At 49.0% G+C, this 25,259-nt stretch carries 20 protein-coding genes; 12 read left to right on the plus strand and 8 right to left on the minus strand.

Annotation, left to right across the window (positions count from 1 at the left end; all coding sequences use genetic code 11):
• Positions 1–16: 16 nt before the first annotated feature.
• Positions 17–358: a Grx4 family monothiol glutaredoxin gene (locus C9I99_RS17430; RefSeq protein WP_107350132.1), complete on the minus strand. Its 342-nt coding sequence runs from the start codon at positions 356–358 to the stop codon at positions 17–19.
• 297 nt (positions 359–655) lie between these two features.
• Between C9I99_RS17430 and sodB the strand changes: the two genes are divergently transcribed.
• Entirely contained in the window at positions 656–1,240 is a 585-nt protein-coding gene (sodB, locus tag C9I99_RS17435) for a superoxide dismutase [Fe] (RefSeq protein ID WP_039456908.1), read from the plus strand.
• Positions 1,241–1,363: 123 nt separating this feature from the next.
• Here sodB and asd read toward each other — a convergent pair whose 3' ends face one another.
• Positions 1,364–2,479: an aspartate-semialdehyde dehydrogenase gene (asd, locus tag C9I99_RS17440; protein ID WP_107350304.1), complete on the minus strand. Its 1,116-nt coding sequence runs from the start codon at positions 2,477–2,479 to the stop codon at positions 1,364–1,366.
• Between the two features lie 674 nt (positions 2,480–3,153).
• Between asd and nhaC the strand changes: the two genes are divergently transcribed.
• The 7 genes from nhaC (at position 3,154) to fldA (ending at position 13,644) form a co-directional block, all read left to right on the plus strand.
• Positions 3,154–4,731 (plus strand): Na+/H+ antiporter NhaC, encoded by a 1,578-nt coding sequence (gene nhaC / locus C9I99_RS17445; protein WP_107350133.1) that lies wholly within the window; start codon positions 3,154–3,156, stop codon positions 4,729–4,731.
• 477 nt (positions 4,732–5,208) lie between these two features.
• On the plus strand, positions 5,209–5,928 hold the full coding sequence (locus C9I99_RS17450) for a nucleoside recognition domain-containing protein (RefSeq protein WP_107350134.1): 720 nt from the start codon (positions 5,209–5,211) through the stop codon (positions 5,926–5,928).
• Positions 5,928–6,392, plus strand: a complete 465-nt coding sequence (locus tag C9I99_RS17455; protein ID WP_044622888.1) for a YjiG family protein — start codon at positions 5,928–5,930, stop codon at positions 6,390–6,392. Before C9I99_RS17450 ends, C9I99_RS17455 begins: the two co-directional genes overlap by 1 nt.
• A 74-nt stretch (positions 6,393–6,466) precedes the next feature.
• Entirely contained in the window at positions 6,467–7,588 is a 1,122-nt protein-coding gene (locus C9I99_RS17460) for a M20 family metallopeptidase (RefSeq protein ID WP_107350135.1), read from the plus strand.
• A gap of 413 nt (positions 7,589–8,001) precedes the next feature.
• Entirely contained in the window at positions 8,002–9,351 is a 1,350-nt protein-coding gene (hcp, locus tag C9I99_RS17465; protein WP_107350136.1) for a hydroxylamine reductase, read from the plus strand.
• Between the two features lie 133 nt (positions 9,352–9,484).
• Positions 9,485–13,057 carry a pyruvate:ferredoxin (flavodoxin) oxidoreductase gene (nifJ, locus tag C9I99_RS17470; protein ID WP_107350137.1) on the plus strand — a complete coding sequence of 1,191 codons (3,573 nt, stop codon included), beginning with the start codon at positions 9,485–9,487 and terminating at the stop codon, positions 13,055–13,057.
• A 98-nt stretch (positions 13,058–13,155) separates the two neighbouring features.
• A complete protein-coding gene (gene fldA, locus C9I99_RS17475; protein ID WP_107350138.1) occupies positions 13,156–13,644 on the plus strand; it encodes a flavodoxin FldA in 489 nt (162 codons plus the stop codon).
• 111 nt (positions 13,645–13,755) lie between these two features.
• Here the strand turns inward: fldA and C9I99_RS17480 are convergent, their stop codons facing one another.
• From C9I99_RS17480 to yejK, 3 genes are all read right to left on the minus strand, one after another.
• Positions 13,756–14,118 (minus strand): nitrous oxide-stimulated promoter family protein, encoded by a 363-nt coding sequence (locus tag C9I99_RS17480; RefSeq protein WP_107350139.1) that lies wholly within the window; start codon positions 14,116–14,118, stop codon positions 13,756–13,758.
• Between the two features lie 134 nt (positions 14,119–14,252).
• Positions 14,253–15,440: an Hpt domain-containing protein gene (locus C9I99_RS17485; protein WP_107350140.1), complete on the minus strand. Its 1,188-nt coding sequence runs from the start codon at positions 15,438–15,440 to the stop codon at positions 14,253–14,255.
• Between the two features lie 205 nt (positions 15,441–15,645).
• Positions 15,646–16,659, minus strand: coding sequence for a nucleoid-associated protein YejK (gene yejK, locus C9I99_RS17490; protein WP_107350141.1), 1,014 nt, complete (start codon positions 16,657–16,659; stop codon positions 15,646–15,648).
• 84 nt (positions 16,660–16,743) lie between these two features.
• On the opposite strand from yejK, the gene C9I99_RS17495 reads away from it, so the two are divergent.
• Positions 16,744–16,962, plus strand: coding sequence for a YejL family protein (locus tag C9I99_RS17495; RefSeq protein WP_107350142.1), 219 nt, complete (start codon positions 16,744–16,746; stop codon positions 16,960–16,962).
• A 49-nt stretch (positions 16,963–17,011) separates the two neighbouring features.
• Positions 17,012–18,856: a DUF3413 domain-containing protein gene (locus tag C9I99_RS17500; RefSeq protein ID WP_107350143.1), complete on the plus strand. Its 1,845-nt coding sequence runs from the start codon at positions 17,012–17,014 to the stop codon at positions 18,854–18,856.
• A gap of 68 nt (positions 18,857–18,924) precedes the next feature.
• On the opposite strand, the gene C9I99_RS17505 is transcribed toward C9I99_RS17500, so the two are convergent.
• Positions 18,925–19,200, minus strand: coding sequence for a hypothetical protein (locus tag C9I99_RS17505; protein WP_107350144.1), 276 nt, complete (start codon positions 19,198–19,200; stop codon positions 18,925–18,927).
• A 117-nt stretch (positions 19,201–19,317) separates the two neighbouring features.
• On the opposite strand from C9I99_RS17505, the gene C9I99_RS17510 reads away from it, so the two are divergent.
• The gene (locus C9I99_RS17510) at positions 19,318–20,013 is read left to right on the plus strand and encodes an SDR family oxidoreductase (RefSeq protein ID WP_107350145.1); all 696 of its coding nucleotides are present in this window, start codon (positions 19,318–19,320) and stop codon (positions 20,011–20,013) included.
• Between the two features lie 345 nt (positions 20,014–20,358).
• Positions 20,359–21,999: a GGDEF domain-containing protein gene (locus tag C9I99_RS17515; RefSeq protein ID WP_107350146.1), complete on the plus strand. Its 1,641-nt coding sequence runs from the start codon at positions 20,359–20,361 to the stop codon at positions 21,997–21,999.
• Positions 22,000–22,014: 15 nt separating this feature from the next.
• Here the strand turns inward: C9I99_RS17515 and C9I99_RS17520 are convergent, their stop codons facing one another.
• Both C9I99_RS17520 and mnmH read right to left on the minus strand, forming a co-directional pair.
• The gene (locus C9I99_RS17520; RefSeq protein WP_107350147.1) at positions 22,015–24,015 is read right to left on the minus strand and encodes a DNA topoisomerase III; all 2,001 of its coding nucleotides are present in this window, start codon (positions 24,013–24,015) and stop codon (positions 22,015–22,017) included.
• Between the two features lie 149 nt (positions 24,016–24,164).
• A complete protein-coding gene (mnmH, locus tag C9I99_RS17525; RefSeq protein WP_107350148.1) occupies positions 24,165–25,259 on the minus strand; it encodes a tRNA 2-selenouridine(34) synthase MnmH in 1,095 nt (364 codons plus the stop codon).

Below are 25,259 nucleotides of genomic sequence, written 5' to 3' on the forward strand. Positions count from 1 at the left end.
CTTTTCTCTTGAGCGATTACTCTGCAGATGCTTCGCCGTCGCGACGCTCAGCCGCTTCTTTAACCAATGGCTGAAGCTCACCTTTCTGGAACATCTCGATGATGATGTCACAGCCGCCAACTAGCTCACCTTCAACCCATAGCTGAGGGAAAGTAGGCCATTGTGCGTAGGCTGGAAGCTCAGCGCGGATATCAGGGTTTTGCAGGATATCGACGTAAGCAAATTTTTCACCACATCCCATCAGCGCTTGTGCCGCCTGAGAAGAAAAGCCACAGCTTGGTAGTTTTGGTGAGCCTTTCATGTACAACAGAATAGCGTTTTCAGAAATCTGTTGTTTAATTTTGTCGATGGTTTCCATAGCTTCCTCTTACGACTTTGCTTATAAGTTGACTATCACAGACATCATTCTACTTGGTCACGCGCCGGAAAAAAACGCCTAAAGAAAATAAGGATATTATTTTTCACTTCTTTTTAGCCTCCAGATCTTTTAATAAAGAAAAAACTTGCTAAAATGATTTCACTGTCACAATTTAGACCAATACCTAGCGGTATAGTAATTCAGTGACAATAGTCAGTTTCAAATAATAAGTTGGCCTTAGCCGACTGGAAGCAATGTCAAGGGAAACGCCCCTTAACCAAAATGGAGAATCGAGCAATGGCATTCGAACTACCAGCTCTACCTTACGAAAAAAATGCTCTTGAGCCACACATCTCTCAGGAAACTCTTGAGTACCACCACGGCAAACACCACAACACTTACGTGGTTAAGCTTAACGGTCTTATCGAAGGTACTGAGCTAGAAGAAAAATCACTAGAAGAAATCGTTAAGACTTCAACTGGTGGCGTATTCAACAATGCAGCTCAGATCTGGAACCACACTTTCTACTGGCACTGCCTAGCGCCAAACGCAGGTGGCGAACCAACAGGTGAAGTGGCTGAAGCTATCAACGCAGCGTTCGGTTCATTCGAAGCGTTCAAAGCAAAATTCACTGATTCAGCAATCAACAACTTCGGTTCTTCTTGGACTTGGCTTGTTAAGAAAGCTGACGGCTCACTAGACATCGTAAACACGTCTAACGCTGGCACTCCACTAACAGAAGAAGGTGTTACTCCTCTTCTAACTGTTGACCTGTGGGAACACGCATACTACATCGACTACCGTAACCTACGTCCAGACTACATGAACGGTTTCTGGGCACTGGTTAACTGGGACTTCGTTGCGAAGAACCTAGCCGCTTAATCGAGCTAGCTTTCTCCTAATTGAGCTCAACAAGTTGTCTTGATTTTGATAAAAACGCCTGTATGTTCAGAAGAACATACAGGCGTTTTTTTAAGCGCTAACTAGCCGCAAGAAAGTGGCAGTTTATTGCTTCTCAGCCAAGATGATACGAAGTGTACGGCGTAATGGCTCAGCAGCCCCCCACAACAACTGATCACCAACAGTGAATGCATTGAGGTAGTCATCACCCATCGCCAGTTTGCGCAAACGGCCAACAGGGACAGACAGGGTACCGGTCACTTTGGTTGGGCTCAGTTCCTGGGCAGTTACATCACGATCATTCGGGATCACTTTCACCCAATCGTTATGTGATGCGATGATTTCCTCCACCTCATCCATTGGCACGGCTTTCTTCAGCTTCAGGGTCAGTGCCTGACTATGACAGCGCATTGCTCCGATACGGACGCATGTACCATCGATAGGAATAGGGTTGCCATCAAGGCCGAGGATCTTGTTAGTTTCCACCGACGCTTTCCATTCTTCCTTGCTTTGGCCATTATCACGCTTCACGTCAATCCAAGGGATCAATGAACCCGCTAGCGGTACACCAAACTCTTGAGACGGGAAGCTATCTGAACGCATGGTTTCAGCCACCTTGCGATCGATATCCAAAATAGACGTAGAAGGATCAGCCAACTCACTGGAAACCGCGTCGTTGATCACACCCATTTGACTGATCAGCTCGCGCATATTTTTCGCTCCGGCACCTGATGCCGCCTGATAGGTTTGAGAGGTCATCCACTCAACCAGACCAGCTTGGTACAAGCCACCGACAGCCATAAGCATTAGGCTCACGGTACAGTTACCACCCGCAAAGGTATTCACACCCTTGTGCAGGCCTTGTTTCATCTGTTCGAAGTTCACCGGATCAAGGGCGATAATGGAGTCTTCTTTCATGCGCAAGGTTGATGCCGCATCAATCCAATAGCCTTTCCACCCTGCTTGACGTAGTGCTGGGTACACTTTCTCGGTGTAACTCCCCCCCTGGCAGGTGATAATCGCATCCAACTGCTTTAGGTGCTCAATATCAAACGCATCCTGAAGGACGCCGGCATCCTTACCAAAATTCGGAGCTGGGATCCCAATTTGGGACGTAGAGAAGAAAACAGGCTCAATAACATTGAAATCACCCTCTTCTACCATACGCTGCATCAGGACAGAACCCACCATGCCTCGCCAACCCACTAATCCTACTTTCATCATCTACACTACACTCCCTGATCATTGTTCTATCGGTATAACTATCGATGCTTCTGGTATGACCATTTAAGTCGAAACAGGCGATAGTTATAACGACAGACAGAACCCCATCTATAGTAATTTCAGCCCTGAAACTCAAGCATAAGTTGCAAAAAACCTGTAAAAAAAATCACCACACTGTGAACAAAACCAGCAGATAATATTACGTCTTACGGTGTGGAATGATAAATATCCATATTATTTCCGGTGAATTCTCGGGCTAGAAGACAAGCAAATACCGCCTAAATCACCCCCAAATAGCAAACTAATGAACAAAAACAAGACTAAAAGCTAAATTATCGATTAATCCACCACAAGCATTTAGCATTACTTATTTTGATAATTTCGCCACACATTGATAACCTACCATAACTCGATATAGCAAAGCTTAATTCTAGATTACCACCTCAATTGCGGTTGTATCATCTATCTATTAATGGAATATCACACATGGAAACAATATGAAAAACAGTCAAAAAACATACAGCGCACATATTAAGCACGCCAATTTAACAAAAAATCAAAATACAAACGTACTTTTTTAAAGGGTTTTGACTGCATTTTGTATCAGATCACATCTAGAGACATTTTCTATCGTGAGCATGAAATCTATCCGCTAGAGTAGCAGCAAATGAATGCCAGTACTCTTTAGCTGGCCATTTTGGTCATCAAAATTATTAAAAAATAATCCCTTGGGGCAAAAATACACCGCTCAAAGGAATAATCATTATTTACAGGCTCGAACTTACAAGGTTAGAAGTATGAACAAACAGACTGTGAAACTACCGTCGCTGACTCAGGTCTTTATCGCTCTCGGTATTTTTCTTGCGCTGGCTTTCTCTTTTACTGCGAAACTCGATTTACCTATCCAGTTAGCGCTTTACATCGGCTGGTTCGTGATCATGGCACTGGGCATTAAGCTTGGTCATGATTATAAATCGCTAGAAACAGCAGCAACCAAAGGCATCGCTAACGGCTTGGGGGCCGTGCTCATTTTGCTAGCAGTTGGTGCGCTTGTCGGTACTTGGATTGCTGGTGGTATTGTTCCAACCATCATTTATTACGGGCTTAAAGCCATCCACCCTTCAATCTTCCTGCTTGCCACTATGCTGATCTGCTCAATGACGGCGCTGGCAACGGGTACCTCTTGGGGTGCTGCAGGTACCGCTGGTATCGCAATGATGGGTATTGGCCAGGGTCTGGGGATCCCAGCTCCGATGACAGCGGGTGCGGTGCTATCCGGCTGTTACTTCGGCGACAAAATGTCACCGCTGTCGGACTCGGTAATTCTGGCTTCATCAATGTCGAATGTTGAGATTGTCGAGCACATCAAAGGCATGCTGCCAATTGCTCTTATCAGCTACATCATTACCGGTATCCTCTTTACCGGGGTTGGCATTCACTATGCTGGCAATGTCGACATGTCTCAGGTTGAGTCTGTGATTGTTGCGATGGATCAGCAGTTCGTGATCTCGCCATTCTCATTCGTACCTGTGGTCATTGTGTTGGCCCTACTGGCTTTGCGTCTGCCTTCTTTCCCGGTTATTTCGCTTGGCTCACTACTGGGTATCATCTGGGCAGTAATGGTTCAGGATATGGACCCACTGGTTGCATTTAACACCGCTTGGGCACCGTTCTCTATTGATTCTGGGGTCGACTTCATCGATGCAATCCTTAATCGTGGCGGCATGTCATCGATGCTGGGCTCGGTAGCGGTCATCATCTTCGGTCTTGGCTTCGGTGGCCTGCTGGACAAAGTTGGCGTATTGCAGACCATTGCCAAGATATTCGAAAAACGTGTTAACTCGGCAGGTAGCCTATCGGTATCGACTATTGCCACTGCCTTCCTGGGTAACGTCTTCGGTTCAGCGATGTATGTATCACTTATCCTAACGCCAAAGATCTGTGCCAAGAACTATGACCGTCTCGGTTACCAGCGTAAGAACCTCTCTCGAAATGCAGAGTTCGGCGGTACCCTGACATCAGGTATGGTCCCTTGGAGTGATAACGGCATCTACATGGCGAGTATTCTGGGTGTAGCCACCTTCTCCTATGCACCGTTCATGTGGCTGAGCTTTGTGTGCATTATCGTCACTATTGTCTCGTCGTACATGGGTTGGTTCGTTGACCGTTGTCCGCCAACAGTGGTTGCCGACGAAGCAACCGAAGAGAGCCAACTGGAAGCGACTCAGGGTCAACAGCAAACGGCTTAAGTTTCCTCCAGTGAGAAATACCAAGGGCGCCTTAAGGCGCCCTTTTTAATCACCAGTCAACAATACAGTTGTAAATAAATATTAATGAGAGTTATACTAACCAAGCCGCAATAACACCGACACTTATCGTTACCAACCGCCCTGTAAAACAGTTATAAAACACCTAAAGCACACTACAGAAATGATTAATTAATAAATAAAAAACAATTAATCATGCTTTAAAACAACCGTCTTTATTATTAAGTTTTGTGAATAGGATATTAATGTAGATCATGATCACAAATAACGGCCATTACCTCCATTGGATTAGCATTCAGTAGCACACATTGACCCCCGTCAATTATTTCCTCTATAAATCAGGGACAATGACCTCGTTTCTTTTATGAGGGCTCTGTAACAGCGGCTTTCGCTGTGAAGAATTGTTACAGATTCCTTATTTTGGCCACCAGGCCTTTTTTGATTCCTAAGAGGTTATATATGAGCAATCCAGCAGAAAAAAACCAAAAGGTATCGATAGGTGCATACATTGCCCTAGCGTTCGCTTTTGTGTTCTTTTCAGGTTTACTGCAAACCAACGAGTGGTACGGTGTATTTGATTTCAACACCCTAAATGGTTCATTCGGTACGATGGCAAACACTGTCACCACCGCAGCTGACGGTGCCGTGGAAGTAACAAAAACCACAATGCGCGGTACAGGCGGTAGCGGTGCACGTGACGGCTTCCTATTTGCCCTAACGTTGGTGCCAACCGTAATGTTCGCATTGGGTATGATTAATGTTCTTGAGCACTACGGAGCCCTTAACGCGGCACGTAAGCTTCTTACTCCATTGCTTCGTCCACTAGTCGGCCTACCAGGTGATACAGGTCTGGCGCTGATTGCCTCTCTTCAGAACACCGACTCAGGTGCGTCGATGACCCGCCAACTGCAAGAAGGCGGCCACATCAACCAGCGTGAAACCGATGTGTTTGCGATGTTCCAGTTTTCTGCCGGTGCCACCATTGTTAACTTCTTCTCTTCAGGCGCGGTATTGTTCACCCTAACCTACGCTGACGGCAGCAACGCAGTAACCTCTTCAATTGGTCTGGCTGTTGTCATCATGTTCGTGATGAAAATTGTTGGCGCGAACATCTTCCGCCTATACCTAGCTGCCACTGATAAGAAAAACAACGTTTCTACTGAGAAGGAGACCGCATAATGTCTCAAGCAACTAAAAAACCAATGGTTACTGATATCTTCGTAGAAGGCGCGAAGAAAGGCTGGGCTATCTCGACGAGCTCAACAATTCCGAACGTACTGATGGCCTTTGTGATCATCAAAGTACTTTCTCTTACCGGTGCACTAGACGCAATGGGCGTTTTGTTCTCACCTATCATGGGCGTCTTTGGCCTGCCAGGTGAAGCGGCAGCGGTACTGATCGGTGCATGGATGTCGATGGGTGGTGCGGTTGGTGTGGTAATCACCCTGTTTGACAGCGGTATCCTTGACGGTAACCACATTGCAATCCTTGCCCCGGCTATCTACCTAATGGGCTCTCAGGTTCAGTACCTTGGCCGTATCCTAGGTGTTATCGGTACAGAAGGCCGCCACATCCCTGTGATGGTTGCGATTTCTGTTCTGAACGCATTCGTTGCCATGTTCGTGATGAACATCCTAGTGTAAATATCTTTAAGGGGGCCTCGCCCCCTTTTTCCTGTCGCTATTCCTACCCGTACAGGGTTCTCTCAGGAGCTAATATGAGTTTCTCACTGCAAGATTACTTGGAAGAACTACGCCCGCTAATCGATGTCGACTGCGGTACGCTAACCAAAGAAGGCATTGAAGTTATTGCCAACCAGATGGAACAGAAATATGTTGATCTGGGCTGGAACGTAAAGCGTGTTGATTGTGGCATTGCCGGAACCGGCCTTGAAGTGCGTAACAAGCCAGACGCCGAAACCATTGACGTTATGCTTATCGGCCACATGGACACTGTTTTCCCTGTTGGTACAGTAGCTGCTCGCCCAATGACGTTTGATGACAAGCGTGCCTATGGTCCTGGCGTTTCTGACATGAAATCTGGCCTGCTGAACGTTGTTTACACCCTGCGTGACATGGATCAGGAAACGTTAGATAAACTGTCTATCTGTGTATGCATGAACCCAGACGAAGAAATTGGTTCACTGCACTCAGAAACATGGCTAAAGAGCGTTGCTGTTAATGCGAAAAATGTACTGGTTGCTGAAGCTGCCCGTGCTGACGGCTCTTTGGTTAAAGCCCGTAAGGGTATGGCTCGCTACCGCCTGACATTTGCAGGTAAAGCCGCACACGCGGGTAACGAACCACAAAATGGCCGCAGTGCAATCACTGAAATGGCAAACTGGATTTTGGCGATCAACGAACTAACCAACTTCGAAAGTGGCACAACACTGAACGTAGGTGTCGTTAAAGGTGGTGCAGGTGCTAACATCGTTCCTGACCATGCAGAAGCTGTCATTGACGTGCGTTTCTGGGACAACGACGAATATGCTGATGCCGACGCGAAGATCCGTGCAATGGCTGAAACACCATTTGTTGACGGTGTAGCAATTACCATTGACCGCGAAGCACACAAACCATCAATGGTTCCTTCAGAGAAAACAGAATCTTTGATGGCGTTGGTGGAAGAAGCAGGCCAGGAAGTGGGCATCAACATCACTTGGCAGGAAGTCGGTGGCGGTTCAGATGCCAACCTAACTGCAGTACTGGGTATCCCAACATTGGATGGTCTTGGCCCTGCCGGTGCTGGTTTCCATAGTGCCGATGAATACCTTGAGCTTGAAACTATCGAGCCGCGTATCCAGCTACTGAAAAAAGTACTGACCAAAATCGCAGGCTAATACAATAGATTAGCTCGAATAGAGAAAAGGGCGCAGAGCGCCCTTTTTAGTACATGAGTATTCCCATCTATCATCTAGCCCCACTCTTCTCATGCATCCGGTACGCTTCTAGATATTTCTTTCGCACTTTTGCAAGATGACGCTGAGCCAAATATGCCCGGACTTTCAGGGGTATACTCATATTCTTTCCATATAATTCGCTGATTATTAATAGGCTACATAAATTTAAAACAGTGTACAATAAAATAAATCCAATCCATACAATCCGATACAAATTGCAGAACACCCCTCATAAGTGGTATTTTATATGGATGTTATTGGCAAAAATGATCTCGATCAATGACGCTGCTCCGCTTTCCTCGTATGCTCGCATTATAAGTTGCAAAATAAATACACCTTTAAGGAATGCAATAATGTCGAACTTAGCAATGTTCTGTCATCAGTGCTCGATGGCCCAAACTGGCGGCTGCGGTAGTACGGGAAAAACCCAAGGTACTTGTGGTAAAGATGAAAACCTTTCTCGCCTACAAGATATTATGATTTTCGGCCTGAAAGGTCTTTCGGCCTACCGCACTCACGCCGATGACTTGGGTGCAGATACTAAATCTGTTGATGACGTAATTGCCGAAACCCTATATTTCACACTAACTAACGTTAACTTCAGCTTTGACCAGCACATTGCCCAATTGATGAAAATCGGTGGTGCCGGTAGCGAGATGATGTCTCGCCTGGGCGAAGCCCACCATGGCCGCTTAGGGATCCCTACTCCTGTATGCGTGCCACAAAACAAAGCTGAAGGTAAAGGTATCCTAGTTACCGGTCACGACCTTGAACTGCTTGAGCGACTGCTTATTGCAACCGAAGGTAAAGGTATCAACATCTATACCCACTCAGAGATGCTACCTGCGCACGGCTATCCGGAACTGCGCAAGTACAGCCACCTGAAAGGTAATGTCGGTAAAGCGTGGTTCGACCAAAAGCAGCTATTCCAAAAGTGGAACGGTACCATTATCGTGACCACTAACTGTATTGTTCCGCCAACAGGCCGCGCAGATTATGCCGACCGTCTTTACAGCTACGGTATTGTCGGCATCGATAACTGCCGCCAGCTTGAAGACGACTTCGGTCCACTGATCGAGCAAACACTGAGCCTACCGGATATCGAAGGCTTCGACAGTGAAGACACCCTGATGACCGGCCACAACTACAAGACGATTCTTGGTTTGGCACCGCAGATCCTAGAAGCGGTCAACGAAGGCAAGATCAAACAGTTCTTCGTCGTGGCGGGTTGTGATAAACCAGGCAAACCGAATGATTACTTCCGTGAGTTGGCGTTGTCTATCCCTGACGATTGCATCATCCTGACGTCTTCATGCGGTAAGTTCCGTTTCAACGACCATGACTTCGGTACGGTACCGGGCACAGAGATTCCACGCTACCTAGACCTTGGCCAATGTAACGACAGCTACGGTGCCGTGATGATCGCACTGGCACTGAGCGATGCAATGGGCGTTGCTGTTAACGATCTGCCGGTGAATATCGTTCTGTCTTGGATGGAACAAAAAGCAGTACTGATCCTATTGGCACTGTTCAACTTGGGTATCCAGAATATTTACCTTGGTCCTAACCCACCAGAATTTGTTAACGAAGATATCTTTGCCTTCCTCCAGCAGCAGTTTAACCTGCAGCTAACCGGGAATGCCAAAGATGACTTGACCCGCATGCTAAACCCTCAGCCGCAGCTAGACGTGGTCGAAGTGTAAATCGCAGTTATGCCCTCGGGCCGGCCCTCTGCTACCCACTAGGGGTCGGCCCACCCCATTAAAAAATCAAACAACGCAGCAACCCGTTTGCCTGTGTCGATTACCTGTACCTGTTAGCCCGATGGAGCTAGTCATGTCTACTCATCAAAAAAGCCAATCGCAGTTTGTTACCATGGATGGCAATGAAGCCGCCGCGTCTATTGCTTACCGCTGCAATGAAGTGATCGGTATCTACCCTATCACTCCATCCTCCCCGATGTCGGAAGCCTGCGAGACATGGGAGTCCCAGCAGAAAGAGAATATCTGGGGCCAAGTACCCCGAGTGATCGAAATGCAATCTGAAGGGGGAGCAGCCGGCGCCGTTCACGGTGCCTTGATGACTGGCGCAATGTCGACCACGTTCACATCGTCGCAGGGATTACTGCTAAAAATTCCCAACATGTATAAGATTGCCGGGGAGCTGACCCCGTTTGTCATGCATGTCGCCGCTCGCACCCTTGCCACCCATGCATTATCGATTTTCGGTGATCACTCAGATGTTATGGCCGTACGCCAGACCGGTTTTGCCATGCTGGCAGCAGGTAGCGTTCAGCAAGCCCATGACCTCGCACTTATTAGCCAAGCCGCGACATTAGAAAGCCGGGTACCCTTCGTCCACTTCTTCGATGGTTTCCGTACCTCGCATGAAATCAATAAAATCAAACTGATTGATGATGCGACCCTGCACACCATGATCGACAGGGAGCAGGTCAACGCCTTTCGCGAGCGCGGGTTGACCCCTGATGCACCGAGCATTCGTGGTACTGCGCAAAACCCAGACACCTTCTTCCAAGCCCGAGAAGCATCGAACCTGTTTTATCAAGCGTGCCCTGATATTGTCGCGAGCAAAATGGCCCAGTTTGCCACGTTGACCGGACGCAAATACCGCCCGTTTGACTACTACGGCCATCCACAGGCCGATAACGTAATTGTGGTGATGGGTTCAGCCTCGTCAACAGTAAAACAAGCCGTTAACCACCAGCTTGCCCTTGGCCAAAAGGTCGGCGTGATCACCGTACACCTATACCGTCCGTTCTCACTGGCACATTTAATCGAGGTGCTACCAGCCTCTGTTAAGAACATTGCCGTATTGGATCGCACCAAAGAGCCCGGCGCGGTGGGTGAACCACTGTACTTGGATGTCATGGCCACCTTGCAGCAAGCCGTTGCTAACCAGCAGTACCCACATATGCCAGCGGTTGTGGGCGGCCGTTATGGGCTTTCTTCCAAGGAGTTCACCCCGTCCCATGCCGCGGGTATCTTCAATGCTATGCTCGCACAGCAACTCAAGCATTCATTTACCGTGGGTATTGTTGACGATATCACCCATTTGTCACTGCCGCAGCCAGTCTCTATCGATGTAGAGCCCGCAAGCCGTTTGCGTGCATTGTTCTATGGCCTAGGCGCCGACGGTACGGTCAGTGCCAATAAAAACACCATCAAGATCCTCGGCGAGAACACCCCGCTGCATACCCAGGGGTATTTTGTCTACGACTCGAAAAAATCGGGCGGGATCACCACCTCACACCTACGCATCGATCCCCTGCCGGTTGAAGCGCCTTACCTCATAGAGCAGGCCGACTTTATTGCCTGCCACCAGTTCCAGTTCGTCGACAAGCTGGAAATGTTCGAGAAAGCCGCGCCTAAAGCTACCCTGCTTCTCAACAGCCCGCACGATGCCGATACCATATGGCAGCACCTGCCGCGTGAAGTCCAGCAGGTTATCATTGGCCGCCAACTAAAATTGTATGTCATCGATGCGGTAAAACTTGCCCGCGAGCTCGGGCTGAAAAACCGCATCAATACCATCATGCAGGCGGGCTTCTTTGCCCTTAGCAACCTGATGCCTCTTCAAGAGGCACTGGGCCAACTGAAAACCGCGATTGAGAAAAGCTACAGCAAACGTGGACCGGCCATTGTTGAAGCCAACCATGCTGCGGTTGATGCAGCTGTCGAACACCTTCAGGCTGTCGCTATTCCAGATGAAGTCACCAGTTTCTTCCGTCGTCCACCGGTCGTAAGCGAAAACGCACCAGAATTGGTCAAGCGGGTCAGCGCCATGATGATGGCAGACAAAGGTGATCAACTGCCGGTCAGCGCCTTCCCAGTAGACGGCTGCTGGCCAACGGCTACCACCCAATGGGAAAAACGCAACATTGCGCAGGAAGTACCGGTCTGGGAAGAAGATCTGTGTACCCAATGTAATATCTGTACCTTAGTGTGTCCGCATGCCGCAATCAGGGCCAAAACGGTCGCGCCCGGCGAACTTACCACTGCGCCAGACGGTTTCAAGCATACCGACTACAAGCAGCGTGATTTCAAAGGCCAAGCCTACACCTTGCAGGTGTCGCCGATGGATTGTACCGGTTGTAACCTCTGTACCACGGCGTGTCCGGCCAGTGACAAAGACAATCCGGCTCGCAAGGCCATCAATATGGTACCCAAGCAGCAAGTCATTGAGCAGCAAAGCTCTCATTACGATTACTTCCTGCAGTTGCCGGAAGTCGAGCGTATCGATATCAAACGTATCGATGCCCGTACCAGCCAGCTTCTCCAGCCGCTGTTTGAATACTCCGGTGCGTGTTCAGGCTGTGGCGAAACATCGTACGTCAAGCTGCTGACTCAGTTATTCGGTGACCGATTACTGATCGCCAATGCGACCGGTTGTTCATCGATTTATGGCGGTAATCTGCCGACTACACCTTATGCCGTTAACAGTGATGGCCGGGGTCCGGCTTGGGCCAACTCGCTGTTTGAAGACAATGCCGAGTTCGGCTTGGGGATGCGTTTGGCATTAGACAGCAAACGCCACCATGCTCTGTCATTGCTCGACACGGCCCGCGATATTATTCCTGCCGATTTGGTTGAACAGATCCGCGAGGATGCTTTCGACAGCAGCGAAACAGCCGTCGTCCGCCAGCGCGTCAACCTCACTCGCCTGCGTGCAGCGCTGCCTTATTCGCTTCGCCAGCTGGATACCTGTGCAGATGATTTAGTTGCCAAAAGCAATTGGATTGTCGGGGGTGACGGTTGGGCTTATGACATCGGTTATGGCGGTCTGGATCATGTCCTTGCAGGAGGTGACAACGTCAATGTGCTGGTGATGGATACCCAAGGCTACTCCAACACCGGTGGCCAGCAATCCAAAGCCACGCCAACCGGCGCGGTTGCCAAGTTTGCGACCCAAGGCAAAACCAGCCAAGGCAAAGATTTGGCGCTGAACATGATGATGCACGGCAACGTCTATATCGCCAAAATCGCTCTGGGTGCCAATATGAACCAAACCATCAAAGCCCTCCAGGAAGCTGAAGCTTATCCTGGGCCATCTTTGGTGATCGCCTATTCACCTTGCATTACCCATGGTTTTGACATGGCTGAAGGTGTTGAGCACCAGCAACTATTGGTCGATTCCGGTCTGTGGCCATTGTTCCGCTTTGATCCGCGTCGGATTGCCAAAGGACGTGCAGCACTGCAAATGGATTCTAAACCAGCGAAAAAAGATGTCGAGGAGCTGATCGGCCGTGAAGCGCGCTTCACCCAGATCAAACGTAAAGATCCAGCGCGCTACGAGCGAAACCTCACAAGTCTGCGCCAACAGGTACGCCACAAGCAACAACTGCTTGAACAGCTCGCTCAGTGGAAACCAACGCAAGACGCGAATCAATAATCAAGCATTTTCATTACACACCAAAGATCACAAAGCGGCTGGCTAGAAGATTTCACAGACTAAAGCCAGCCTGCACTAAACGTTAGGAGACATTGATAATGGCTAACATCGGTATTTTTTTCGGTAGCGATACCGGCAACACAGAAAAAGTCGCAGAGAAAATCGCAGCGAAACTGGCATTGGATCCTCAGGATATCGCAGGTAACAGCAGTGACATTTTTGATGACTATGATCTGCTTATCCTAGGAACGCCAACGGCTAACTATGGTGAGATGCAACCTGACTGGGATTACTTTGTACCTGAAATGGAAGATGCCGATCTTAACGGTAAAAAAGTCGCACTATTTGGCCTTGGTGATCAGGTGGATTACCCTGATAGTTTCCTTGATGCCATGGGTGAATTGGCAGAAATGGTTGAAGAAGCCGGTGGTGAACTGATCGGCGAATGGCCAACTGACGGCTATGAATTTAACGACTCCCGAGCAGTTAAAGACGGGAAGTTTGTCGGTCTGGCACTGGATGAAGATCGACAGCCAGAGCTTACCGATGATCGCATCGCAACCTGGCTTACAACTTTAGGCCTGTAAAACAACAGCGAAGTAAGCAAGAATAGTAAGGGCTACATAATGCAGCCCTTTTTTGATCGGATCTTTCAGCGCCTTAGCCAATAATGAGCAAAAGAAATGGTGTAAAGCAAGCTACTGCTGTAAAGAAGAGGAAGAAGCATCAACCTGCTCGCCACGGCGCAAACAGTCAAACTTGAATTTTAGTGTTTGAAGTGGACGCCGCCATACCAGTTTAGGCATGGCCCAACGCAACACATGATTGAAGTGCAAGCGCTTTGCTGGTTGATAGCAATGGCTTTTACATTGGACGCAGCTAGGCTTTTCATTACCAAGGCGACATTTTTGTACGCGGTGTTCGACATATTCAATTAACCCTTCGCATTCAGGGCACATGATGGCACCACGGTGCAGCGTTTTACAGTAAAGGCGAATCATCGCCTTTGCGGTATCCAACTCACGCTGCTGTCGAGCTGGACCAGAAGTTTGAACGATCATAGTGGCGCTATTATCCACTGCCGTGACTGCATTTATATGATCTCGATCAATTCAGGCTAGTGTACCAGACAATCGCCAGCTTAAAGTGAAGTTACCCTGCATAATAATCTGCAAGTATAGATGTAACGCTATATTTAAGCACTGGTTGTAGCCTCTGCAAGGTATGCCTCTGCATTGGCAATGGTCTGGTTCAGTACCCATTCAATTTCCCGGCACTCTTCGATAGATACAGACTCGTTCAGTTTAAGTTTCTTTTCTGCCATTCCGCAGCACTTACGCAGCACTGCCGCATTCAGGTTTGCCGCCACCCCCTTCAAGGCATGAACAATATTCAGTGCATACTCTTGCTGACCAGGCTCTGACGCTGCCGCCACCAACTCCTGCCCTGTACCGAGATTATCCTCGATGAAAATTTCCAGTAACATACACACCGCCTCTTCATCACCATCCATTGCTTCGCGCAGTGCATGGATGTCCAGCCAACAGTCTGGCTCTGCACGATTATCACGGTTCTCCACCTGAATCGACGTTGTTGGAGTAGAGAGGGCATACGATGCAATAACGGTATCAACCTGTGCCGAGGCGATATTAGACTTATCTCGACCGGATACCTCATGAGTGGATGTCTCTTGACTATTTTCCCGTCGTGATTTGATCTCGGCGTATTCATCAAGAAAAGCCTGGATTTCCAATGCCGCAGGCGTAAAGACCATCTTCAGCAATTCACACACGTTTTCCAGCTTTTCACTGTCAGCCTGCATTTTGACGTCATGCTCGACCTGTTCGGCCAATGCGTGGATCTGCTCGATCCCCAAACTGGCGGAGACCCCTTTCAGGCTATGGGATAACATCTGCACTTGTTCCATGTCGCCGGCTTGCAGTGCTTGTACGATTTTATGCCCATCATCAAGATGCTCATCGATAAATACTTCCAATAATATGGCCACCATATCATGATCACCATCCATGGTATCAAGCAGGTAATCACGGTCGAAAACCGCCAAGGACTCAACATCGGTGGAAAGGCTCAGTATCTCATAAGGGCTGCGGCAGAAGGGTTCGAGCACACAGTCTAATTCGGGTTTCGGAGCAAAACGATCTTCTCTATTAGGCTTAAGAAAAAAACTATAACCAATACCTAACGCGGCAACCAACGCCATAATAGAAAGTGCAACCAATGCGTTACCCAACACACCAGTCTGAGAGATCCCCATATACAAGATCGGTAGTGCCACGACAATCAACACGGTACCTATCAAGCTCTTGATTGAACTACAGGACTGACTGGGGGGAATCGATATTTTGCCTAATATTTGCTTCATGGTCACTCCTGTCCATTACACCCCTGATAATACGCCACACCCTAACCTAAGTATAAAAAACAACCATAAAAGTATGGAAAACTATACAAACTGTAGGCACAAAAATCAGAGAGGTACAAAAAAATCTGGCAGTGAGTACAAGATAAGTAAGAAAAGCGGCAAAAAAGTACGAACAGCAAGGAAAGCTGCTCGTACTATCACAGTATTAGCTGTCGCTATTTAGCCGGCGCAGCAATTGATCTTTCAGGTTCGGCGGGGTGCCTTTCAAAGTCAGTGTATCGGTATCGGCATCATAAAAGATACGCTCGCCAAGCAGCATGCCATCAAAGTTGATGGTGACGCCACCACCAGAACCGACGAATTTGGTCAGTTTACGCATGGCCGTCCTATCTGCCGGGAAGCTTTCCTCCAGTTCATAACCTTGCTGTGAGGTGAACTGGTAGAAATCCGTGCCGTCATCCGACTCAGGCAATTCAGCAGCCAGTTCCTTGACTGTCACTTCATCGCCTGACTGCAACTGACCATTGCAGTAGTCATAGACCTGTTTGCGATACTCCTGCTTTTCTTCTTTATCCATACGCGAATCGGCACAGAAGTCTTCCACCGCCTGCATCAATACCTGGTTTTGCTCTTTAACATCCAAGCCAACCTCGGCCTGCAGGAAGTCGAGGAAAAAGTCCGCAATTTTACGGCCAACACGCCCTTTAATGTAAGTCAGGTAGCGGTTCGAGTCCGCGTCGGTTTCCCACGATGACAAATCAATACGGGCAACGATATCCATTTTCGACACGTCAAGATAATCGGTCGCACTGATATCCAGTTGATCAGTGACCTTCATACTATGACAAGTTGGTAGTAGGCCGATAAAGAGGTAGTCCGTAGCTAAAGATTGGTACTCTGCAATCACCAAGGTCCCAGATTCTGCGAACGGATATTTCACCAATTCAGCCTGAAGTCGCTGGGCTGATTGGTTAGAAAATGTAAGAAAGTCCAACTCACCACGTCGCGACTGTTTCAGCCAATGGCCGAATTCGCTATCGTCAGAGAAGTGACCAAACCCTTTAGCTCCTTTACTGCTGTAAACTCGATGTAGCTCGGAAACCAGTTCCTCGGTAGCGGCATTGTTTTCAAGGGTTTGTTTTCTAAGATGAATTTCCAATTCATCGTTTTCATTCTTGGCGAGTTGGTGAAGAATGACATTGGAAAGTGTGAGGCTCATAATGGAAAAATTTCAGTTAATCTAAAGTGTAGGTTATTATAAGTCGCTTTCCTTAACATTAAACAAGATTAAACAAGACTTCCTATGCCAATTACTTCAAAATACACCAATAAAAAAGTTGAACAAATCATTGATGATATGTTCGATGTATTAGAGAAGCATGATGCTTCTGCAGAACTCGCTCTGATGATCGTCGGTAACATTGCGACTAACATCATCAATGCCGATGTTCCTGCATCGCAAAGGAAAGCTATTGCAGAAAAATTTGCACACGCTCTACAGTCTTCAATCAAAGAAGACTAATCTTGTTTGCTGTGCCACAGCTATATAGGACTGGGAAACACTGACATCTATGGTCTCCAGCGGTAACAATTACAAAGACAAAGTCTCTCAGCTTATCAGCTGGGGACATTGGTTCAGTTTTTTCAATATTATCGCCGCCATGCTTTTGGGGTCGCGGTATATTGCCCATTCCGAGTGGCCTGCATCTCTGATTGGCCAATTCTACCTGCTGCTGAGCTGGGTTGGCCATTTTGGCTTTTTGGTATTCGGCTTTTACATCCTAATACTCTTCCCTGCCAGTTTCCTGATCCCGTCGCAACGCTTGATGCGGCTGTTTGCGGTATTGGTGGCCACTACCGGCCTAACTGCATTGCTGCTCGACACCCATGCCTACGAAACACTGGAACTCCACCTGAGTCCTCTGGTATGGGATCTACTGCTAAGCGGAGAGCGAACCGAGCTCAATGCCCGCTGGCAATATCTATTTATTACCGTTCCGATAGTATTCCTGCTCCAGCTCGTGCTTTCTGAGTGGCTGTGGCGCAAACTGAGAAAGCTCACCCGCAAACACGTCGGGGTACCTATCGCAACGGTCTTTGGGATCTGCTTTATCAGCAGCCATTTGATGTACATCTGGGCGGACGCCAATTTGTACCGTCCCATCACCGCACAGCGTTCGAATTTCCCGCTGTCCTACCCAATGACAGCGAAAACGTTCATGGAAAAGCATGGTTTGCTTGACCGTGAAGAATATGCCGAACGTCTCAATGCCCAGGGTGTCGAAACCAGTGAACAGCTGCGCTATCCGCTGCAAACAATGACATTCGATGATCCTGGTGTCGGCAAAAATCTGTTGGTCGTGGTGATTGATGGGCTAAGAAGCGATATGGTCGAGGCAGAAACCATGCCTTACCTGTCGGCTTTTGCCACCCAGAATATGCAGTTTGAAAACCACTACAGCAGCAGCAATGAAAATACGGCGGGGATTTTTGGCCTGTTTTATGGCCTGCCAAGCAGCTACATCAACAGTGCCCGCTCGAGCAACATCAAGCCCCTGCTCGTCAGCACGCTTGAAAAGCGCGGATACCAGTTCGGCTTATTCGGCGGCGATAATCTCAGCCAAGACCCGATTTATACCGACGCTATTTTCAACGGCTTAGCGCTGGAAGAAATGGCGAGTACCGATCAAGATGCCGAGACCGTGGATAACTGGGCATCATGGCTTAAATCCGAAAAGACCACTGCTCCTTGGTTTAGCTATATCGAGCTAAGCTCAGTACAAAACTTTGAGGAAGGTGGTGACTACTCTCCGACATTCGAACCATCGCTGGGCTCAAAGAATGTTTCGGGGCAGAACACAAACCTGATTTTGAAGAATAGCTACCGTAATGCCGCCCATTTTATTGATGAGCAGCTGATCCGTATCTTTGACCACTTAGTTAACCAGCAGTTGATGGACGATACCATCGTCATCATAACGGCTAATCACGGCACGGAATTCAACGAAACCGGGAGCAATAGCTGGGGTGCCAACAGTAACTACAGCCAATATCAATTGAAGGTCCCATTGGTGATCCACTGGCCAGGCAGCGTTTCGTCTGTGAGCAGCAAGCTGACCAGCCACCTCGATATCGCGCCCACACTGATGGAATCACTGCTCAATACCACGACTCCGGCTACCGCTTACAGCAGTGGCAACAGCTTGTTCAGCAATTCGACCAAACGTCGCTGGATCTTGTCTGGTAACGAGAAAGATATTGTAATGATCCAACCCAAATCCACTACCGTTATCGATAAATACGGTAACTATACGGTGTATGATCAAGACTATCAGCGGTTGGACTCAGCCAAACCCAAGCTTTCCACCCTGATGCAAGCAATGCACGAGATGAAGCGCTTTTACAAAATTGACTGATCAACTGGCCATATGAACAGGGCAGCCATTGGCTGCCCTGTTTTTTTGTCGGGTTCAATCATGCTTAGTTAGAGGTAATCTTTATTATCGGCGTAGCATTGTTCGTATCCATCCTGCCAGCCATAAGCATATTTTTCCTCGACCTCCATCCTTTCGGGATCTTGGCGAAAACCATCTAGGTGTGTAGCCGGTTCATTCGTGCGGCTATAACACCCGTCTTGGTAGCCATCTAAGTATGGCCGGGCGAAGCCCAGCTCGGATAACGTTTCATGGCGGGTATCTGCACAGCCGGTAAGTACCGAGACAGCGAAAGCAATCCCAGCAGACTTGAGTGAGAGAATCATAAATATCCGTATATGAACATACATGCCTAAAATGTAGCGGAGCATACCACTTGAACCTGTCTTAGATCCGATACTTCCGCTATCTTATATCTCAACGCTATACATTAAGGATTAAAAATGAGCAAAACCGCCTTCATTACCGGTACAAACCGTGGCGTCGGGCTGGCACTCACCGTCGCCTATTTAGAAGCTGGCTGGCAGGTGTATGCCAGTTGCCGCGACATTGCCAGCGCAGATGAACTGACCCGCCGCCAAAACATATTTCCTAACCTGGCCATCGTTGAGTTAGATGTCACCGACCACGAAGCAATGATGCATTTGGCACAATCGATGGAAACCACCAGCCTAGATCTTCTTATCAATAACGCGGGTTACTACGGCCCCAAGGGATACGGCTTTGGCAATACCGATGCCGACGAATGGCGAAAGGTGTTTGAAATCAATACGATTTCACCATTAAAAATGGCAGAAGCCTTTTATCCTCAGCTCAAACAAGGGTCACCCGGAGTCATTGCCTGCCTCTCCTCTAAAGTTGGCAGCATGGCCGAAAATACCAGTGGCGGCGGTTATATCTACCGCTCTTCCAAGGCAGCACTCAATTCCGTGGTCAAGAGCCTGTCCAATGATCTGCAGCCAGAAGGCATCATTACCGTTGCCCTTCACCCTGGCTGGGTACAAACCGAAATGGGCGGGCCCAACGCTTTAATCGATACTCAAGCATCCGCCACTGGCCTGAAGAAAGTCATCGATAACCTGACGCCAGCCGACTCTGGTTTATTTATGGACTACCAAGGTAACTATTTACCTTGGTAAAACGAGTCACCTTAAGAGTCCTAATGCTGCTTGGTCACCCTGGTGGTAGCGATTTAGTCCAATACCATTTTCACAATATCCGCTTACCTTTAGCTGGCTGAGCAATTAGCCAGTTACACCTATCCGTGCAGCGCGTCGCATTTTCTGCAACCAGTCGATAAGAAACATCCAATTTGCTGTATCCATTAGCCTTTTATCGCAAAAATTTCGTAACAATAGTGTTAATTAAGCTGATTTTGCGGCTTCACATGCCCACAAACAATGCCGCAGACACAGCCGCTTGCGCCACTAAGGACTGCAAAGTGGCTATAACACGGATCAATATCAACTATTTGGGAAGGTCACTTGGCTCAAGGTTCTCACATTCAAGACTTTTACAACCGGGTGCTCTCACTCTCTGGAAAGTCGCACGGCTTAAGGGCAACCTGTGAACAAATTTGCAGGAACCTTCTGCTGAGCTTTTCCGTGCAAGATGCCACCTTGGTCGTCGCTGACGGCTCAGGCTGGAAAACGCTGCTGACCATCGATGACACAGGGATCAATTACCGCTCCCCACCCATTAAATCCCAAGACACCAAGGTTTTATCGCTTTATCAGCTCAACCAGGCCATGCAGTTACAAGTCGCCACCCTTACCGAGCAAGACAATACCTACCGACTTTCCCTTCCCCTGGAAAGGCGGTCACGGATCATCGGCTGCTTCATCGCCGATTTCCCCAAAAACGTGGTATCCAGACAGTTTAAAGCCAAGGACTTCAGCTTTCTGGGCGTGTTGCTTGCGTCTGAACTCAATGCCTCGATGACCGATGCCATCATTCAAGATGAGCACAGCGGGCGGCGCATTGCCGAGCGCGAATTGCAGATCAGGCAAAACGAACAGCTCAGTGTGCAAAAACTGCTCCAGGCCCTCCATGATATATCGTTCAAGCTTTGGCGTGCCCAGTCCATTGACAACCTGCTCTTCACTGCGGTCGATGAGGCGAAAAAGAAGCTCAATATCGACCGAATGGCGATCTTCCTGTTCAGGGGGGTTGATCGGGTGCTGGGAACCTACGGGACCGATATCCATGGCAATACGGTCGACGAGCATTACTTCGAAACGGAAATCTCCGAGCTCTGGTTTTCGGTACACGCGCTGGAGAACAAGGAGTATTTGGCGATTAAAGAAAACACCCCGCTCTACCATGATTTGCAAGTGGTCGGCTTTGGCTGGAGTGCCTATATTTCTCTGTGGGACGAAGATACCCCGATCGGCTGGATCGCCTGCGACAACCTGCTCAGCGGCATGCCACTGCCCGGTCATTTGCACCAGCTCCTCAAGCAGTTTGGCTTTATCGTCTCGCAGCACCTCGTCCGTCGCCAGGCAGAAGAAAAGCTAATCCAGCTCAATACCGAACTTGAACAACGGGTCGCCGAGCGAACCCAGGCGTTGCAACAGGCCAACGAAAAACTTGAAAAAGTATCCCGTGAAGACCCACTAACTCAAGTGGCCAATCGCCGCCAGTTTGATGAACGTTTTTTGGATGAGTGGCGACGGGCCGAACGACATAGCCTGCCAATTTCGCTACTTATTATTGATGTTGACCACTTTAAGGACTACAACGATAGCTTCGGCCATGCTGCAGGCGATCAGTGCCTAAAAATTATTGCTACGACGCTTGCCCCGCTAGAACGGAGAGCGGGCGCGCTTTTTGCCCGTTACGGCGGCGAAGAATTTATCTTGCTACTGCCAGGCCAAGACCAACATGCGGCGCAATATGCTGCCAAACGGGCACTGGAAGCCATCAGGGAGCTCGCCCTACCGAGGGGAACACAAAATGGCGACACCACCAACATTGTTACCATCAGTCTCGGTGGCTGCACCATTATTCCATCAAGCCGCCGCTCAGCCGATGCCTTCTTCAAGTTAGCCGATAGTGCCCTGTACGAGGCCAAATCGTGCGGGCGCAACCAGCTGTTCATGATTAACGAGATGGCCGAGTCTTAGCCGTGTTTGACTTACCTAGTCCGATTTTTTCGTCGTACGGCGACGGGGAGTTCGTGCTTTTCCGGGTGAAGAACTGCCCGTTGACGGCTTACGCCCTCCCTTACCGCCACCTTTGCTATAACGGCCCTTCTTAAACGGTTCTGGTGACTTCAAGTCACGCAAGCTCTGGGGAACCTCACTGGTTTTCACCTTTTCCATCAATTGTGTTACCTGCACTTCCAGCGCATCCATGAAAGGCTTGTAGGCGCACTTTTTATCGGCCATATCCTGCAATTGGTGCTCCCAGTGTGCCGTCATATCCGGATAAGTCGCCTCATCCGGCAAGGCATAGATCAATCCCTTGCCAGCCTCGGTCGCATGGATACTTTTTCCTTGCCGCATCAACAGTTGTCTTTTAAACAGGATATCGAGGATCCCGGCACGGGTTGCTTCAGTACCTAGGCCGTCGGTATCACGAAGGATTTTTTTCAACGCGCTATCAGAAACAAAGCGGGCGATCCCAGTCATGGCCTGCAATAAGGTCGCTTCAGTAAAGGGCTTCGGCGGTTCGGTCATCTTATCCAAGATCTCGCCATCACGGCAGGTCAATACCGTCCCCTTCTCCAGCGGTGGCACTTTATCAGCCAAATCGGCCTCTTTGTCCGCCGGTTCATCCCGCCCCAGCAATGCACGCCATCCGACAGACATCAACTGACGCCCTCGGGCAACAAATAGCCCGCCGGCAATAGTGAATTCCAACTTGGCTTCGCTGTATATCGCCGCTGGGTAAAACTGCATCAGGTATTGTCTCGCGATCAGCTGATACACTTTCTGCTCACTGCCACTCAGGCTCGCGCTATTGACCGACTTAGGGGTCGGAATAATGGCATGGTGGGCATCCACTTTTTTGTCGTTCCACGCTTTCGATTTCAAGCGGGTATCCGCCCCTTCCACCGCATTGTTCAACTTGTTATCGTTATTGGCGATCGCTTGGCACACATCCCCAGCTTGCTTGAAATGATCCATCGGCAAATAACGGCAATCAGAGCGCGGATAGGTGATCACCTTGTGTTTCTCGTAGAGTGACTGGCACATTGCCAGAACATCTGCTGCACTCATGCCAAAACGCTTGGCGGCATCAATCTGAAGAGCCGACAGAGAATAAGGTAACGGTGGGGCCTGACGGGTTTCCTTACGCTCGGACGCAGTGACTTCTGCAGGCTGGCCTTTGATGCGACTGACCACGTTTTCACACAGTTTGCGGTTCAGTATCCGGCCATCGTCATCCTGCCAGGGGGTGCACGACTCACTCGGTTTCCATCTCGCACGGATCTCTTGCTGCTGGTACGGGATCAGGGCAAACAGTTCATAGAAGGGCTTCGGTACAAAGTTGGCAATTTCATCATCGCGGCGAGTCACCAAACCCAAAATCGGTGTCTGTACCCGGCCAACCGATAGCACGCCCCGATAGCCCCCTTTCTGGCCGAGCAACGTATAAGCTCGAGTCATGTTCATGCCATACAGCCAGTCGGCACGGGAGCGGGCCAGCGCTGAGACTGACAGCGGAATAAAATCGCGGTTGCTACGCAGCTTCCCCAGCGCGCGCTTCACCGCAGCAGGGTTGAGGTCTGAAATCAGCAGTCGTTGCATGGCCGCCTTTTTGCCCTGGGCTAAATTAACATAATCAATCACCTCATCCACCAGTAGCTGCCCTTCCCTATCCGGGTCTCCTGCATGGATCACTTCGCCGGCCTGCTTACAAAGTTTGCGTACCACACCCAACTGTTTCTTGGCTGTTTTGCGAGGTGTCAGCTGCCACTGCTGCGGCACTATCGGCAAGTCGAGCATATTCCACTTTTTGTATTTCTCGTCATACGCATCCGGCTCGACTTGCTCAAGCAAGTGGCCGATACACCAGGTAACAATGTCACCGTTGCCCGCCTCAATATAGCCATCATGGTTCTTGTGGGGCCGAGGTAAAACGGCGGCAATAGCACGCCCTAGACTGGGTTTTTCTGCGATATATAGACGAGACATAGTAGGAAATCAGTTGAATAGCGTTGGCAAGTATTGGCTGAACTATAAAAAAAATGTACGGAGAGAACAAGAAAATACTGGATATAGATACAGGTTTGGTTTTAATAAAAAAGAGCCCAGTCACTGTTACTGGACTCTTCGTTATGCGGTTAGACGCAATTTTCTGCCAGCCAAGCTTTAACGTCGGCATATTTGCCACGATAAACAATGCGATCGGCTTTCTTGCTTAGCTGATAGGTGTACATCGGATCGTAGTACTGCTCGAGCAACAAACTGAGCCAATCATAGTGACCGGACAGCTCACCACTGGACTGCATGACCTTGACGGCCTGCTGCTGAACCAACAGCAACTCTTCGTAGCGCTGGTAGCCAAGGCGCTTACGGATACTGAACATACCGCGCTCCAGGTACTGGGCAAAATGCTCCCAGCCTTCCTGCTCCCCGAACTCAGCACAAAAATCACGCTGCATCTTTACCACGTAGTCGCCCAGCAAGCGTTCCAGTCGAACATCAAGCGGATCATCAACAATCGCTATCGGCGCAGCCTGCATCGCCTGGACAATAGGCAATGGTACGCTGACCGAGCCAATGATCTTCCCTTCATCTTCATAGGCAAAATGTGACACGCCAGCTGCCTGCTTTTTAAGCATTGATATCGCCAGCACATTTTCAAAATTAATCTGAGTGCGCTGGGCTGACACATAGCGGCCAAACGATGAACCACGGTGATTCGCCGCACCTTCCAAATCGATACCGTTGGCAAGCTCATTGATCATGATCGTCTTGCCGCAACCCGTATTACCGCCAATCAAGGTCATCGGCTTTGTCGCAACGTCATCGATAATCTCGAGCAAGAAACGTCGTAACGCCTTGTAGCCACCCTCGACAAACGGATAATCAATGCCCGCTTCTTTCAGCCACTGTTGGGTAATACGCGAGCGTAAGCCGCCGCGGAAACAGTACAGGTAACCATTTGGGTTTGCCTCACAAAATGCTTTCCACTGCGCGACACGTTCGGCTTTGACTTCGCCGTTGACCAATGCATGACCAAGGGCAATCGCCGCTTCCTGGCCTTGTTCTTTATAACAAGTCCCCACCGCTTTGCGCTCTTCGTCCTGCATCAAAGGGAGGTTAAGAGAAGAAGGATATGCACCTTGTGCAAACTCCACCGGCGCACGCATATCCATCAACGGGGTATCATTAATGAACAGCTGGCGGAAATCTTGGCAATTAGGACGTGACAT

The organism is Photobacterium lutimaris (assembly GCF_003025555.1).
In the GTDB taxonomy this organism is placed as follows: domain Bacteria; phylum Pseudomonadota; class Gammaproteobacteria; order Enterobacterales; family Vibrionaceae; genus Photobacterium; species Photobacterium lutimaris.

What these genes read in the sequence shown, in the direction of transcription:
- nhaC (WP_107350133.1), top strand. Translation starts at nt 3,154, where the DNA reads ATGCCAGTACTCTTTAGCTGGCCATTTTGGTCATCAAAATTATTAAAA.
- C9I99_RS17450 (WP_107350134.1), top strand. Translation starts at nt 5,209, where the DNA reads ATGAGCAATCCAGCAGAAAAAAACCAAAAGGTATCGATAGGTGCATAC.
- C9I99_RS17485 (WP_107350140.1), bottom strand. Translation starts at nt 15,440, where the DNA reads ATGAAGCAAATATTAGGCAAAATATCGATTCCCCCCAGTCAGTCCTGT.
- C9I99_RS17505 (WP_107350144.1), bottom strand. Translation starts at nt 19,200, where the DNA reads ATGATTCTCTCACTCAAGTCTGCTGGGATTGCTTTCGCTGTCTCGGTA.
- C9I99_RS17480 (WP_107350139.1), bottom strand. Translation starts at nt 14,118, where the DNA reads ATGATCGTTCAAACTTCTGGTCCAGCTCGACAGCAGCGTGAGTTGGAT.
- fldA (WP_107350138.1), top strand. Translation starts at nt 13,156, where the DNA reads ATGGCTAACATCGGTATTTTTTTCGGTAGCGATACCGGCAACACAGAA.
- C9I99_RS17520 (WP_107350147.1), bottom strand. Translation starts at nt 24,015, where the DNA reads ATGTCTCGTCTATATATCGCAGAAAAACCCAGTCTAGGGCGTGCTATT.
- C9I99_RS17430 (WP_107350132.1), bottom strand. Translation starts at nt 358, where the DNA reads ATGGAAACCATCGACAAAATTAAACAACAGATTTCTGAAAACGCTATT.
- asd (WP_107350304.1), bottom strand. Translation starts at nt 2,479, where the DNA reads ATGAAAGTAGGATTAGTGGGTTGGCGAGGCATGGTGGGTTCTGTCCTG.
- C9I99_RS17460 (WP_107350135.1), top strand. Translation starts at nt 6,467, where the DNA reads ATGAGTTTCTCACTGCAAGATTACTTGGAAGAACTACGCCCGCTAATC.
- C9I99_RS17495 (WP_107350142.1), top strand. Translation starts at nt 16,744, where the DNA reads ATGCCAATTACTTCAAAATACACCAATAAAAAAGTTGAACAAATCATT.
- mnmH (WP_107350148.1), bottom strand. Translation starts at nt 25,259, where the DNA reads ATGTCACGTCCTAATTGCCAAGATTTCCGCCAGCTGTTCATTAATGAT.
- nifJ (WP_107350137.1), top strand. Translation starts at nt 9,485, where the DNA reads ATGTCTACTCATCAAAAAAGCCAATCGCAGTTTGTTACCATGGATGGC.
- hcp (WP_107350136.1), top strand. Translation starts at nt 8,002, where the DNA reads ATGTCGAACTTAGCAATGTTCTGTCATCAGTGCTCGATGGCCCAAACT.
- sodB (WP_039456908.1), top strand. Translation starts at nt 656, where the DNA reads ATGGCATTCGAACTACCAGCTCTACCTTACGAAAAAAATGCTCTTGAG.
- C9I99_RS17455 (WP_044622888.1), top strand. Translation starts at nt 5,928, where the DNA reads ATGTCTCAAGCAACTAAAAAACCAATGGTTACTGATATCTTCGTAGAA.
- C9I99_RS17500 (WP_107350143.1), top strand. Translation starts at nt 17,012, where the DNA reads ATGGTCTCCAGCGGTAACAATTACAAAGACAAAGTCTCTCAGCTTATC.
- yejK (WP_107350141.1), bottom strand. Translation starts at nt 16,659, where the DNA reads ATGAGCCTCACACTTTCCAATGTCATTCTTCACCAACTCGCCAAGAAT.
- C9I99_RS17510 (WP_107350145.1), top strand. Translation starts at nt 19,318, where the DNA reads ATGAGCAAAACCGCCTTCATTACCGGTACAAACCGTGGCGTCGGGCTG.